This is a genomic window from Cytobacillus mangrovibacter (assembly GCF_042865275.1).
Classification (GTDB): domain Bacteria; phylum Bacillota; class Bacilli; order Bacillales; family Cytobacillaceae; genus Cytobacillus; species Cytobacillus mangrovibacter.
Genome location: NZ_JBIACJ010000002.1, coordinates 34,604 through 48,874, shown reverse-complemented (window position 1 = coordinate 48,874; position 14,271 = coordinate 34,604). Strand labels below are relative to the sequence as shown.

12 protein-coding genes are annotated in these 14,271 nt (G+C 37.1%); 3 read left to right on the top strand and 9 right to left on the bottom strand.

What is annotated here, in order from left to right; all coding sequences use genetic code 11:
* Nucleotides 1-52: 52 nt before the first annotated feature.
* From pstA to ACFYKT_RS03520, 6 genes are all read right to left on the bottom strand, one after another.
* Nucleotides 53-931, bottom strand: coding sequence for a phosphate ABC transporter permease PstA (gene pstA, locus ACFYKT_RS03545; RefSeq protein WP_389215546.1), 879 nt, complete (start codon nt 929-931; stop codon nt 53-55).
* Nucleotides 932-1,900, bottom strand: a complete 969-nt coding sequence (gene pstC, locus ACFYKT_RS03540; RefSeq protein ID WP_389217000.1) for a phosphate ABC transporter permease subunit PstC — start codon at nt 1,898-1,900, stop codon at nt 932-934. It abuts the gene before it with no gap.
* Nucleotides 1,901-1,973: 73 nt separating this feature from the next.
* Entirely contained in the window at nt 1,974-2,963 is a 990-nt protein-coding gene (locus tag ACFYKT_RS03535; protein WP_389215543.1) for a PstS family phosphate ABC transporter substrate-binding protein, read from the bottom strand.
* A gap of 214 nt (nt 2,964-3,177) precedes the next feature.
* On the bottom strand, nt 3,178-5,328 hold the full coding sequence (locus ACFYKT_RS03530; RefSeq protein ID WP_389215540.1) for a peptidoglycan D,D-transpeptidase FtsI family protein: 2,151 nt from the start codon (nt 5,326-5,328) through the stop codon (nt 3,178-3,180).
* 140 nt (nt 5,329-5,468) lie between these two features.
* Nucleotides 5,469-6,686, bottom strand: coding sequence for an MFS transporter (locus tag ACFYKT_RS03525; RefSeq protein WP_389215537.1), 1,218 nt, complete (start codon nt 6,684-6,686; stop codon nt 5,469-5,471).
* Between the two features lie 364 nt (nt 6,687-7,050).
* Nucleotides 7,051-7,659 (bottom strand): superoxide dismutase, encoded by a 609-nt coding sequence (locus ACFYKT_RS03520; RefSeq protein ID WP_389215534.1) that lies wholly within the window; start codon nt 7,657-7,659, stop codon nt 7,051-7,053.
* Nucleotides 7,660-8,048: 389 nt separating this feature from the next.
* Here ACFYKT_RS03520 and ACFYKT_RS03515 point away from each other — a divergent pair, with 389 nt between their 5' ends.
* Nucleotides 8,049-8,744, top strand: coding sequence for a Crp/Fnr family transcriptional regulator (locus tag ACFYKT_RS03515; protein ID WP_389215531.1), 696 nt, complete (start codon nt 8,049-8,051; stop codon nt 8,742-8,744).
* Nucleotides 8,745-8,794: 50 nt separating this feature from the next.
* Here ACFYKT_RS03515 and ACFYKT_RS03510 read toward each other — a convergent pair whose 3' ends face one another.
* Nucleotides 8,795-9,274, bottom strand: coding sequence for a DUF456 domain-containing protein (locus ACFYKT_RS03510; protein WP_389215528.1), 480 nt, complete (start codon nt 9,272-9,274; stop codon nt 8,795-8,797).
* A gap of 71 nt (nt 9,275-9,345) precedes the next feature.
* A complete protein-coding gene (locus ACFYKT_RS03505) occupies nt 9,346-10,959 on the bottom strand; it encodes a Na/Pi cotransporter family protein (RefSeq protein ID WP_389216997.1) in 1,614 nt (537 codons plus the stop codon).
* Between the two features lie 256 nt (nt 10,960-11,215).
* Between ACFYKT_RS03505 and ACFYKT_RS03500 the strand changes: the two genes are divergently transcribed.
* Nucleotides 11,216-11,986: a DUF1189 domain-containing protein gene (locus ACFYKT_RS03500; RefSeq protein WP_389215525.1), complete on the top strand. Its 771-nt coding sequence runs from the start codon at nt 11,216-11,218 to the stop codon at nt 11,984-11,986.
* 39 nt (nt 11,987-12,025) lie between these two features.
* On the opposite strand, the gene ACFYKT_RS03495 is transcribed toward ACFYKT_RS03500, so the two are convergent.
* Nucleotides 12,026-13,693 (bottom strand): methyl-accepting chemotaxis protein, encoded by a 1,668-nt coding sequence (locus ACFYKT_RS03495; protein ID WP_389215522.1) that lies wholly within the window; start codon nt 13,691-13,693, stop codon nt 12,026-12,028.
* A 193-nt stretch (nt 13,694-13,886) separates the two neighbouring features.
* Here ACFYKT_RS03495 and ACFYKT_RS03490 point away from each other — a divergent pair, with 193 nt between their 5' ends.
* Nucleotides 13,887-14,207 (top strand): hypothetical protein, encoded by a 321-nt coding sequence (locus ACFYKT_RS03490; protein ID WP_389215519.1) that lies wholly within the window; start codon nt 13,887-13,889, stop codon nt 14,205-14,207.
* Nucleotides 14,208-14,271 lie beyond the last annotated feature (64 nt).

Here is a 14,271-nt window from a genome sequence, read left to right as displayed (position 1 = left end):
CTAACTCGTGGTTTCTCAATGGTTGCATTCATCTCTAAACTCTCCTTTAGCTTTAATAGCGCTTTTGATATTTATTTCGAATGAACACGGCAACGGAATTCATAATGATTAACATCGTCAGCAAGACAATGATACCTGCCGCTGCAACACCTTGGAATTCCTCTTGTGGACGTCCTGTCCAGTTATAGATTTGCATCGGTAATACAGTAAACATATCAAATACTGACTTTGGTAAAAAGGCAAGAAACAAAGGCAATCCAAGCACAACTAACGGAGCTGTTTCACCAATCGCCCTTGATAATGCAAGAATTCCACCAGTCAAAATCCCTGGGATCGCCGCTGGAAGAACAACATTTAAAATGGTCTGCCATTTTGTTGCTCCCATTCCATATGACGCCTCCCTTAATTCCTTAGGAACAGCTCTTATCGCTTCCTGAGAAGCAACAATAATTATCGGAAGAACAAGCAAGCTCATTGTTAAACCAGCTGCTAGTACGCTCGTTCCTAATGCCAATGCACGAACGAAAACAGTTAGTCCAAGTAAGCCAAAAACAATTGATGGAACTCCAGCGAGATTAGAAATATTTATTTGTATAAATCGTGTAAATCGATTTTTCTTTGCATACTCTTCTAAATAAATGGCCGTTCCAACACCAAGAAGCAATGTGACAGGAGCAACGACCCCCATTAGCCAAATCGTACCGATTAAAGCTGTTTTTACACCTGCCTGCTCTGGTTTACGAGAGGGAAGATTTTGCAAAAAATGAAAATCAAGATAGCCAATTCCTTGAGTGATTACCCGATATAATAAAATTCCTAAGATTAACAACCCAAACACTGTTGCTGCCATAAAGATTAGCTTAAAGACAATGTTTGAAACTAATCTTGGTTTCATATGCTTAATAACTTTTGTATGGTCGATCCATTTCATTTAATATTCCTCCCTGAAACGGCGAGAGATAAATTGGGCGACCATATTCATTACTAAAGTAAATAAAAACAATGTAAACCCAACAGCATAAATACTATAGTAAATTGTCGTACCATATCCCGCGTCTCCCTGACTCACTTGAACAATATAGGCTGTCATTGTCTGAATAGAGCTTGTAACATCCCAGCTAAGATTTGGTGTAGAGCCTCCAGCAACAGCCACGATCATCGTTTCACCGATTGCTCTTGAAACGGCGAGAACAATTGATGCAACAATACCAGAAATCGCTGCTGGAAGAACGACCTTTATCGCTACTTCAAGCTTTGTTGAACCAAGAGCAAGTGCTCCTTCACGCATTGAATTTGGCACGCTCGACATCGCATCCTCTGAAAGGGAAGCAATCATCGGCGTAATCATAATTCCAATGACAATGCCGGGGCTTAATGCATTAAAGATTTCAAGGGAAGGAATGATTTCTCTTAATATAGGTGTGACAAAAGTTAAAGCAAAGAATCCATAGACAATTGTTGGAATTCCTGCAAGTACTTCCAGTATCGGCTTAATCGTTCTACGTGTTCGATCTGATGCATACTCACTCAAAAAAATGGCTGAGGATAATCCAATAGGCACCGCTACAATTGCGGCAATAATCGAAACCTTTAATGTCCCAGAAATAAGTGGCCAAATACCGAAGGAGCCATTTGTTTCTGAGAATGGATACCACTTCTGTGCAGTCAGAAACTCTGCTATTGAAACTTTTGTAAAAAAGGTAAAGGTTTCAGCAACTAATGTAAGCACAATACCAAGCGTTGTTAAAACAGAAACGATTGCTGTCAGTAATAGTAATAAAGGAATCATTTTCTCTACTTGAAACGTTTTGCTTTTCTTTTGCTTTTTCTTCTGAATCATTTCCTGAACAGAAAGAGAATTTGAAGATTTCTGTAAAGCCAAAACGAAAACCCCTTTCATTCGTGTAGCAGGCAATGGGAAGACGTAAATTTTTACGCCTCCCATCAGGTTTTAACTAATTAGTCGATACAAATTATTTAAGTCCCTCTAGCACTTTAAGTGCTGCCGAATATTCTTCATCCTTTAATTTCACATAGCCTACATCTTCTGAAAGCGCTGCTGCATTTTCAAGTGTATATTTAACAAATTCATATACTTCTTCATTTTTCAATGACTCATTTTTCACATAGGTAAATAGTGGACGTGATAATGGAGCATATTCCCCACTCTCAACTGTCTCATGGTTAGGCTCAACAGCACCATTGCCGCCATCAATCGGAACAACCTTCAATTTATCCTTATTTTCAACATAATACGCAAAGCCGAAATAGCCGATCGCATTTTTATCACCTGTTACACCTTGAACTAATACGTTATCATCTTCAGAAAGTGTCGCACTTTCCACTATTGGTGCATCTTCTAGAATCACTTCATTGAAGTAATCAAATGTTCCTGAATCTGTACCTGGTGAATAAAATTTAATTTCTTCTTCTGGCCAGCCTTCACGGATATCAGACCATTTTCTAATTGATCCATCTTCAACCCACATTTTCTTTAACTCATCTACTGTTAAGTGATCTACCCAAGTATTATCTTTATGAACGACCACTGAAAGTCCGTCATTCGCTAATTTAAATTCTGTAAAATCAATACCTGCTTCTTCTAATTGTGTTTTTTCCTCGTCTTTAATTGGACGAGAGGCATTACTTAGATCTGTACTTCCGGCAATGAATGCTTTGAAACCGCCGCCTGTACCTGAGGATGCAACTGAAACCTTCACTCCAGGCTGCTCCATACCAAACTCTTCAACAACTGCCTCCATAATTGGATAAACGGTTGAGGATCCATCAAGATTTATTTCACCTTGAAGCTGCTTATTTTCTTCAGCTGCTGACTGTTCGTTATTGCTTGATTCAGTTTGAGAACCATTTGTTGTTGCGTCATTTGTTTCTCCGCAAGCCGCAGTGAATGCGAGCACTGCCCCGATCATTGTTGATAGCGCTAAGTACTTAAAGCTTTTCATTTCTTTATTCCCCCTAAGAGATTGGTTGTTTTGTCCTACACGTCTAGAATAAAGCTCAAGCATTAACGTAGTTTTAATTGAATGTAAAGCTTTTGTAAATTACAGCTAAACGATGTATAAAAATTGAATTCCCCAAAAGGAATAGCCAGTTATTTACATAAAAAAAAGCCTACTCCTCTATCGGGAATAGACTTTTTACAAGTAACTATTATTCTTACTCTGTTTCTTCACCATCATTTTCTTGCTCGTCTTGGTTTGAATTATCCGTATTGTTTGTGCCTGCTTGTCTTTGTTTCTTTAATTCAAAATACGTATCCAGGGCACGTTCGGCAATATTTCTATTGGCATAATGCCCATGACTGCCTTGATAAGCCCATGGTACTAAGACTGCAATAGCTATTTCAGGATTATCATAAGGTGCATAGCCAACATAGCTTAAATTAATAACCTCAGGCGGTATCTTACCATATTTGCTTCGCTCTGGACCATCATAGAATGCTTGGGCTGTACCCGTTTTTCCTGCAGGACTATAATCCTTTCCTTTCGCTCCAAAGCTTGAATAGGCTGTCCCACCTGGTTCTTGGGCAACTTTTCTGAAGCCTTCTTGAACACGGTCAAGCCACTCTTCTTTTCCTTCTACACGGTTAAGCACTTTTGGTTCAATTTCCTCGATAATTGGCCCAATTTCTCCATTATCCATTAGCGGTTCACGTATTTCTTTCACAATATGCGGCTCCATTCGGTTTCCGCCATTGGCAATTGTTGAAACGTATTGAGCAAGCTGCATATTTGAATACGTATCATACTGGCCGATTACAAGGTCAAGCATGAAACCGGGTTTTGTTCCGTTTCCTTTAAATCCAGACTGTTCATTTGGAAGGTCAATACCTGTTTTAATCCCTAGTCCATATTGAGCAAAGGAATCACGAATGGTGCTAAATCCTTCCGGTTCCAGTCTTAATGGACGGTCGTAACTGTAAGTCCCTCCGCCTATTCTTATTGCAGTCTGAAACATATAAACGTTTGAAGAAAATTTAAGGGCTGTAATATCTGACATCGTACCTAGACCACTTTTCCAAGATTTCTTAGGTGGAGTCCCCTTAATTTTTACTGGTGTATCATAGAACGTATCTCCCGGACGAATCGCCCCAGTGTTATAGCCAGTCATAATCGTTGCACCTTTGACAGTAGACCCTACATTATAAGTCGTTTGAATATTTCCTAGGGCATCATCCATTATGACTCTTTCCCCGTTTTCCTTTTTGACTATTCGTTTTCCTGCCATTGAGAGAATCTCTCCGGTACGGGGATCCATGAGGACAACATAGGAACGATCAAGTAAAGTAGTACCTGATTTTCCCTTTGCCGCTTTTAATTCCTCTTCAATAATCTTTTCAACAGCTATTTGAAGGTCCATATCAATACTTAATACAAGGTCCTTTCCTCTTTTGCCTTCTGAAATCGGAATCGTTTCTAGGACATTGCCTGATTTATCAGTTACATTTTTCACTTTTGCTTTCTGGCCGTGAAGTACATCTTCATATTGAAGTTCAATTTGGCTTTTTCCAACCCGATCATTGCGGCTGTAATCCCGCGCTAAATAATAATCAAGCTGCTCAGCTGGAAGTCCATCATCAGACACACTTCCGAGCACAGATTTCAATGTGTCACCAAATGTATAATACCTTTCCCAGTCTGTTGTCGTATCAACACCAGGCAGCAGCTGCAAGTTCTCACTAACTACAGCAAATTCTTCATCTGTCACATCTTTATTCTTAACAATTTGTGGAGTTAAGGCATATCCACTTGTAAAATCACGATAAATAGCCAAAACTTCTAAATCGAATGCTGTAAGTTCGTTTAACTCCTCCTCTGTAATTCGATCAAGCTTAAGCTTATAAATTTCTTTGTCTAACTCTTTTCCTTCAAGCGTTTCCTTTAATTTATCTATTTCCTCATCTGTTACCTTTTCATTGGCACGCTCTTCATTGTTTAAAATCCAGTAATCCTTTTTATCTCTTTCCTGGACTTTATCCGTGTCTTTTTCAATTAGTTTTGCAAGCAATTCAGCTACCTTTAGCATTTCATCCTGTTTAGCTCCGCTATTTGTATAGGTGATAGCATTTTGCGGCGTATTATCAACAATTATCTTTCCTGTCCGATCGAGCATCTTTCCTCGTGGTACAGGGTTATTTACGATTCTATCTTCTGTTCGCTCAATCTCCCGTCGATAATCGTCTCCATAAACAATTTGTACAAAGCCAAGTCTTAGAATTAAGATTGAAAATAAGACAAAAACAATAAAGAATAGGATGTTCAATCGAAATGGAACATGGGACTTCTTTTTCTTCTTCTTTTGGTTCAATTTTTATTTACACATCCTTTTTATTTCACATTTGATATCTTATTACATTCTATAAGAAATCAATAAATAATTCTATCATAAAGGGCAGGGTTGAAATATCTGTTAATTTCATAAAGAGAAGAGGGGTTTCCCCTCTTCTCTCATGTGGATTGCAAATGAACTTTTCGGATAAAGAAGTAAATAATTAAGTGACCAATGCCTAAACAAAGAAGAAGGATCGGAATGCCTCTTTCTTCATTTAAAAATATGACTACTCCTAAAAAGCTTAGAATTGAGACAATACGGCCAGCGTTTAAAAATATCTCACGCACGACAATGTATTCAATTCTCATTTCCGCAGCTTTCCATCCCTTTCCAATCACATCGTAAGTCATCGAAATATAAGGAACAAGCAATAGAGGATAAGCAATGGCAATCATTCCTGCATAGAGCAGCAGCTTGGGATAAGTTAAATTAAAAATGATTAAAAAGATAGAGGCGTATAAAATAATACCGCCAATTAATATGGCCTTTTTTCGCTGATCTTTCTTGAGAAGCCTTGACACACTATAGTATGTAATAAATGAAATGCCTGAGTTAACAAGTCCAAAAGTGCCTAAAGCTAACTCACTACCAGTAGAAATGAAAACAAAGACAGATATGATAAAGGCAAATGTCCCTTCACGCAGACCTTGAAAAAAATGTGCATTCGTTATCAGGCGCCAATTTCGATTGAGCTTTCTCTCTGCAATAATTCGCTTAAACCAGTACTTCCCATTAGCTGGTCTTCTTTTTATAAAAAAGCTTAAAAAAACTGCCAATGAAAAAAGTCCAAGTGATACACCAAAAATAATCGAATATCCTGTAAACTTTTCCATTCTTGAGATAATAAAGCCAGCAGCAATCGGCCCGATCATTCCGCCAATAGATGAAAGTATTCCAAGAAACCCATTAAAGAAGTCTCGATTCTCAGGCTCGGTAATTTCAAAGGTTAACACATTAAATGCAAGCCAATAAAACCCATATCCTACTCCAAGCAGAGCACCAAGAAGTAAGATGAATTTCGAAGCGTCAGTACCAATTGCTAGAACGGTTAAATAAAATGCAGCTAAAAACATGACGCCAATCCTTAGAACAATCACTCTGTCAACTTTCTTTGCCCATCTCCCAGCAACTATAAATGTCAAAGGCTGTAAGACAACAATTGAGAGATTATATAAACCTAAATCCTTGAATTCTCCTGACTGCTTCCAGAGATAAATATTTACAAATGTATTTGATAGAGCCACACTTAATGAATAGAGCCCCCCAATTATAAGCAGTAGGCTTAAATCCTTTGTTAGTTCCACATCTCCGATCAACTTCTTAACTTTACTCATAAAAAAAACTCCCCTTTGGTTCTAAAGGGTAGTTTCCATCAAAATCAAATCACTTATTCAAATTTATTGTATTCTATGAAATGAACAAATGCGCAGGCGCCTTGATCACCCCCGACAAGCACAAGACGAGCCTCACGGAAAGGTGTCCTTTACCTTTCTGGGAGGATTGGCTTGTGACCTCGAGGTCGACAAAAACGCGACGTCCTGTCGCATTGTCGACACTAGTACGTCCTGTACGTCGGGGGTAGGCGCTGGAGCTGGACGCAGACAAACTTGTCGCAAAGTTATCCACAACATCCAAATTTATAATTTCTTAGACAACAAAAAAACGGCAGTTAGTTCTGCCGTTTTTTAACTGATTCTATTATTTCGCTGCGCTATAGCGCTTAGAAACCTCATCCCAATTAACAATATTCCAGAAAGAGTTAATGTAATCTGGACGACGGTTTTGATAATTTAGGTAGTATGCATGCTCCCAAACGTCAAGACCTAATAATGGAGTCTTGCCTTCCATTAATGGAGAATCTTGGTTTGGTGTGCTTGTTACTTCAAGCTCACCATTGTTAACTGCAAGCCATGCCCAGCCAGAACCGAAACGAGTGGTTGCAGCTTTAGCAAACTCATCTTTAAAGCTATCGAAACTGCCAAATTTGCTGTTAATTGCAGCAGCTAAATCTCCTGCTGGCTCACCGCCACCGTTTGGAGAAATCACTTGCCAGAATAAGGAGTGGTTTGCATGACCGCCACCATTGTTGCGCACTGCTGTACGAACAGCTTCTGGAACTGCATCCAGGTTTGAAACAACTTCTTCAACTGACTTAGAAAGAAGCTCTTCATTTCCTTCTAATGCATTGTTTAAGTTAGTAACATATGCGTTGTGGTGCTTAGTGTGGTGAATATTCATTGTTTCTTTGTCAATCGTTGGTTCAAGTGCATCGTAAGCATAAGGTAATTGCGGTAATTCGAATGCCATAATAAATTCCTCCCTATGTAAATAATTTAAGCCTTCTGAATTATTCCTCCATTCCTATTATTCTAATTTTAGAATGATTCTTTTGGGCTTTCCATATAAGATTACCAAAGTTATCTAATCCTTTCAAACAAAATGCTCAAATTAAAGCGGAAGAACCACACTTAATCTAAGTGACAAAAGACAAATATACCTTTCCCCTTTTTTAGATAAAACATACAAGTCCCTAACATTTTTCATGAAATTGTCATGATTTCTTCTAACTCCTGTCTGTCAACGACTTATGTCATATTCCCTATGTCATTCCACACAACATATCCAATTCTGTCATTGACAGCTTCACACTATTTCCTTTAAATCAGAATTAGAGGCATTGGAAGGAGTGACAAATATTGAAAAATTATACCATTTCACTATACAGTCTGCTTGTCCAACATTTTATCGAAAATGAAACTGTACAAAAAATTAATGCAGGAACAATGCTTTTTCAAGAGAAGGATAAAGTTGAACATATTTATTTAATGTTGTCAGGAAAAGCTGCTCTAGGAAGAATGAATATGAACGGAAAAGAGTTTATTTTAAAGATTATTAATGGGGAAGAATTGATTATAGAGTACCAGTTATTCAAGCAGGCACCTAAATACCATTTTTTCGCAAAGGCAATGACAGATTGTGAAATGTTGATCATTAAGAAAGAACCGTTCGAAGAGTATATTTTACAAGACAAAGAAAGATTGAGTAATTTAACATCTTGGCTCAGCACAAGATATTTGAAGGCACAAATGATATGCCAGGATTTAATTATTCACGGAAAAAAAGGAGGGCTCTATTCAATCTTAATTCGCCTCTCCAACAGCTATGGAATCAGGACTTCAGAAGGCATTTTAATAGATTTCCCTCTTACCCACCAGGAGTTAGCTAATTTAAGCTTTGGGACGAGAGAAGTTATACAGAGAATGCTAAAGGAGCTAAGAGATAAAGATATCATTTCTTATGACCGGCAACGATTAATAATAAAAAACTTAAATTACCTAAAGAAGGAAGTCGATTGTCAAAACTGTCCTTCTGAAATCTGCGGGTTAAATTAAACAATAAAGAATAGGACCCACTGCATCATTAAGAGGCAATGGGTCCCTTATTAAATAACAAGAGCAAAATAAATGATCATCACTGCTTGAATGATTCCTTTAGTGATCACACTGCTAATAAAGCCAATGACAGATCCAAAACCAATCTTCACAGCTTCCTTCCACTCTTTCTTATTAACTGCCAATTCTGCAATAATGGCACCTAGAAACGGTCCGATAATGATCCCAATAACAGGAATGACAAAAGGACCAACAAGCATTCCAATTGTGCTTCCCCAAATACCTGCCTTTGAACCTCCAAACTTTTTGATTCCAATTAAATTTGCGACATAGTCTGCTCCAAATAGTAATAAAACAAAAAGCCCCTGTATTAGCCAAAACAGCCAGTTAAACGGTTCAAAGGAAAAGAATACTCCGTAAAGAATAAATCCTCCTAATACAAATAAAACACTTGGGATAATTGGGTATACAAGACCAATAAAGGCGATAACAAATAAAATAATAATTAAGGTCCAATACAGATACTCCATAGGAATCTACTCACCTGCCTTTATAAAATAGAACATTGATTGCCCTCCCTGCATCTGCAATTAATGTCTTTCTAATGATATTCTTCACCTAAAATAGCTTCAGCAATATTTACTGCATGATCACCAATTCGTTCCAGATTACTAATAATATCTACATAGAATATTCCTGCCTGAGCAGAACATAACCCTTCATTCAAACGAAGAATATGCTGTTTGCGAAGTTTTCTTTCCATTTTATCAATCTCTTCTTCTTTTTTCACAACATCTTGTGCCACTTCTCTATCCTTATGATCCAATGCATGAATTGATTCTTTCACAGTAGAAATGGCTAGCTTAAACATTTCTTCTAGATCAGCCATTGCAGATTCTGAAATTTGCACCTTATTCGCCAGTTGATATTCAGCAAGTTCAATAATATTTTCGTAATGATCTCCTATACGTTCAATATCTCTGACCGTATCCATAAGCATTGTATGTTCTTCCGATTCATGCGCAGATAAAGAACTTGTGGAGAGCTCAATTAAATAATCTGTAATTTTACGATCCAGATTATTAATCGCATCCTCCAGCTGCATGGCATTGCTTGAATGCTTTGTGTTTTTTGTTCTTAAGAATTCACATGTTTCTTCTAGACCGCGAATTGAAAATTGCCCCATTCTTAACACTTCTTCTTTTGCTTGTCCAAGAGCGATAGCAGGAGCTTGCTGTATAAATACAGGATCAAGATGTTTTGCCTTGTATTCCATTACAGAATCTTCACCCGGAATTAATTTTGTCACAATGATTGCTAACACTGCGACAAATGGTAATTGAATCAATGTATTCGAAGCATTAAATATCCCATGGGCAAAGGCTATGGTCATCTCTGGATTTAACCCCATTCCAGCCTGGATATTTTCAATTAGTAATGTAAACGGCTTGAGTAGGATCATGAAAATAGTTGTTCCTATTAAATTAAATAGAACATGAACCGCAGCCGCTCTTTTGGCCGCAACTGATGCTCCAATAGATGCTAAAATAGCAGTTATCGTTGTGCCAATATTGTCCCCAAAAAGAACCGGCAATGCCGCATGAATATCAATTAACTGTTCAGAAAACAGTCCTTGAAGAATCCCAATCGTTGCACTTGAGCTTTGGACAATAACCGTAAAAACCGTTCCAACAATTACACCCAAAATTGGATTTTGACTCATATTCAATGTCAGCTCATGAAAGGCTTCGAGCGTCCTGAGCGGCTTCATTCCACCACTCATTAACTCTAATCCATAAAATAGGGCACCGAAGCCAAAAACAATTTGACCAAAATTATGTACTTTTTTATTTTTAAAGAAGAATAATAAAATGGATCCTAATGCAATAATAGGCAGTGCATATGCACCCACATCAATTCCTATAATAAATGCAGTTACAGTTGTACCGATATTAGCACCCATGATCACACCAATCGCTTGGCGAAGAGTCATGAATCCTGCACTCACTAATCCAACGGTTATCACTGTTGTCGCAGAGCTGCTTTGAATCAGTATTGTCACTAGTATCCCGGCAAATACACCCATAACTGGATTTGTAGTGAATCGATCAAGTAAATCTCTTAATCGATCACCAGCCGATTTTTGAAGACCGTCACCCATAGTTTTAATCCCATATAGAAAAATTCCAAGGCCTCCAAGAAATTCAAAAATCATCTGCTGAATATTCAATTCCACTTTTTCCCCAACCCCTATATCTCTATTCGACACATTTCACCAAGTCCATACAATTATTAATGATGTTGAATGAAGAGTAAAGATATCTTCGATTAAATTTACAATACCTTTACAAACAAGCCTAATATTACAATTATGTTACAAAACTACTCGTAAAGCACTAAGTGTCAAACACTTGTACTAAGTTTTTTATACAGGTAAACTATAAGGATGAAATCAATTAAGGGTGTGTGAAATGAATATTTTTAAACAATTTATAAAGAGTCTTTATTCACCGAAAGATATTGCACCATATCGCTTTCAAGGAATTGGAAAAACGATCTTATATGTATTTTTTCTTACACTTCTATCGATTATTCCCTCGAGCGTTTATTTCAGTACAGCGTTAATAAATGGGATGGGTGCAATACAAGATAGCGTTAAAACAGAACTTCCATCATTTATCATTGAAAATGGTGAAATGCAATCAGACATTGATGTTCCTAAGATTATTAACAAGGATGACTTCACGATTATCTTCGATTCAACCGGAACAGTAAATCAAAAGGAACTATCTAATAGTAACAACACAATTGCACTATTAAAGAATGATGCTTATTTTGTCGCAGGGGGCCAAGTCCAATCCTTCTCTTATTCCATGATAAATGATGCAGTACTTACAAATGATGATATTGAGAGTGTTTTAGCAACTTTTGATTCTTTATTAGCCATTATCATTCCGCTTATTGTACTGGTTATTTATATTTTCGCTGCCGGACTGAAATTTATTGAGATTTCATTTCTAGCCTTGGTCGGTCTTTTATTAAAAAAGCTGCTAGAAGTAGATATCCAATACCGCCATACTTGGAGACTTGCCGCGTATAGCGTGACACTGCCAACGATCTTCTTTACAGTTATGGATAGTTTAAAAACACTCGTGCCTAATGGTGCCATCCTTAACTGGTTTGTTGCTTTCATCATTTTATTTTTAGTGATAAAGGAAATACCAAGACCAGAAAAAAAATAAAACGCGCGATTTGCGCGTTTTTCCTTTTTATATTCTCATTTATTTAACATAGCGGAATTCTGCATTTAACATGGCAAGTGATTGGGATAATTCAGTCAATCTTTCACCTGCTTCATGATTTTGTTTCATTTTTACAATTTGCCTCTGTGATGCTTCCATCATCTGTTCCGCACTTGCCAGTGTTTCTTGAGAAACTGAAACATAATTCTCCGTAGCTGATTCCATCTTTGGCAAAATCAGATTTAAGCCAGCTAACTCGCCTTGAGCTTGTTCAATCATCTTGCTTACCATTGTAATTTCAGTCATCAATTGATCAAAAGATTCCTTACTGGCAGATGCTGTTTTAATATGTGTTTGGAAGTTATTCATCATCTCAGCGAATTCATCGGAAGTCTTTACCGAAATGTATTCCATCTTTTCAATCGTATTTTTAATTTCACTTGCTGCAAGAGAAGATTGTTCAGCCAGTTTTTTCACCTCATTGGCAACAACCGCAAATCCTTTTCCTGATTCGCCTGCTCTTGCCGCTTCAATCGCTGCATTTAAAGCAAGTAGCTTTGTTTGCTCTGCCATTTGCTGAATAATCATAACGACATTTGCAATTGATTCTGAATGATCCTTTACAGCTTGAACGGATGAAGAGACATCTTTAAATTCTATTTCAAAGTGATGAAATGTATTGATTAGATTCCCCACATTCTTTTCTCCCTCATAAGCAGATTGATTCATTGTTAGCACTTTTTCCATAACCGATTTCATATGATCAAAAATATTGCTGAGAGATCTGTTCATTTCTTGAAACATCCTTATGCTATCTTCAGAGCTTATTGCTGATTGTTCTGCCCCGATTTTAACTACTTGGATTGCATCCATCAGCTGTTCATTTTCTTCCAGCACTTGTCCAGAGCTATTTCTCAACTCATTCCCTGTTAATGATAAATCTTTTGTCGTCGATGAAATTTTAAATAAAAGTGTACTCATTTGACCAATCATCGCATTATAGCTCTTCACAAGCGAAGTAATTTCAGGTGTCGTTGTGTTTGTTTCAATGCGAACATCCAAATGCCCATTCCTAGCCTCTCTCATGACCTCCCTTAGCTTAATAAGAGGATTAGTTAAACCTCTTACCATTAAAATGAGAATGATAGAAGTTAAGATAAGGCTTATGAAAGCAACAATAAATATGTATTTAGCCATTTCATTAATATCTTGTAAGTATTGTTTTTGAGGAATAGCAATAACATAAATCCCCTTAAATTCTTGAACCGAATGAAAGGAAAGTGTATAACGCTCTCCATTTATATTTTGATGGAGTATGCCGTTTTGTCTTTCTCTCATTTTTTCTACTATTTCTCCTGTAAAATCAATCGTTGAATTCTTACTAATTTGAAAAGGAGTCGCTCCTTTCTCATTTACTAGGAAGTAATTCCCTTTAAGCCCATCCTGTGCTAGATTGGCATCTTGGCTTTTTATGACCTGGTTCATCTTTTTATGAAACTTTTCCTCCTGGCCAACATAAATGAGCATCACATTTTGAGCCATATCATAAATGGTGGCGACCTCTTTATTAAGCCGCTGTTCCATCAATTTGATAGTCGTCTCCTTAGACTTCCCATATGAAATATACGCAACAGTTGATACTGTCATCAGCAGTAAGCCTAAAATCATAACTAATAATTTTGTTTGCAGCGATAATTTCTTCAGCAAAATATGACTCCTACCTTTCCCGACTTTCTACCTACATTATGGCAAAGGAATATGAAGGAAATGTAAATGTTAAGTAATGATTACGTAAACTTATTCACATTATATGAAATTTTGCTTTTATTACGTTCTACCCCCTTTTGGACTAGCATACATATTGGATATGCAAGCTAATTATTCCGGAGGTTGAGCCAATATGAAACGATTAGTCGCACTACTATTATCCGCACTGACGATTTTCGTCATTTATTACGACCTCAGTAAAGGAACATTACCAACTGATGATGAACCAATTATCGAAGCTGCCTCTATGACAAACATTACCGAAGCTTTTTTTGAAAAAAAGGTAAATCCAGGGGAAACAGTCCTTTCTATTATTGAGCAAAAAATGAACGGTCCACTTCCAGTTAGTATCACAGATGTAATCATAGACTTTTCCAATTTAAATAATGGACTAAAGCCTGAAGAACTGAAATATGGAGAAACATATAAGTTTCCTGTGTACAATAATAATTAAAAGTTCCCTTTATTGGATAAACCATCATTCTTGTCAATATCAATGATTCACTGATACAATATGA

What these genes read in the sequence shown, in the direction of transcription:
- pstA (WP_389215546.1), bottom strand. Translation starts at nt 931, where the DNA reads ATGAAATGGATCGACCATACAAAAGTTATTAAGCATATGAAACCAAGA.
- pstC (WP_389217000.1), bottom strand. Translation starts at nt 1,900, where the DNA reads ATGAAAGGGGTTTTCGTTTTGGCTTTACAGAAATCTTCAAATTCTCTT.
- ACFYKT_RS03535 (WP_389215543.1), bottom strand. Translation starts at nt 2,963, where the DNA reads ATGAAAAGCTTTAAGTACTTAGCGCTATCAACAATGATCGGGGCAGTG.
- ACFYKT_RS03525 (WP_389215537.1), bottom strand. Translation starts at nt 6,686, where the DNA reads ATGAGTAAAGTTAAGAAGTTGATCGGAGATGTGGAACTAACAAAGGAT.
- ACFYKT_RS03520 (WP_389215534.1), bottom strand. Translation starts at nt 7,659, where the DNA reads ATGGCATTCGAATTACCGCAATTACCTTATGCTTACGATGCACTTGAA.
- ACFYKT_RS03510 (WP_389215528.1), bottom strand. Translation starts at nt 9,274, where the DNA reads ATGGAGTATCTGTATTGGACCTTAATTATTATTTTATTTGTTATCGCC.
- ACFYKT_RS03505 (WP_389216997.1), bottom strand. Translation starts at nt 10,959, where the DNA reads ATGATTTTTGAATTTCTTGGAGGCCTTGGAATTTTTCTATATGGGATT.
- ACFYKT_RS03500 (WP_389215525.1), top strand. Translation starts at nt 11,216, where the DNA reads ATGAATATTTTTAAACAATTTATAAAGAGTCTTTATTCACCGAAAGAT.
- ACFYKT_RS03490 (WP_389215519.1), top strand. Translation starts at nt 13,887, where the DNA reads ATGAAACGATTAGTCGCACTACTATTATCCGCACTGACGATTTTCGTC.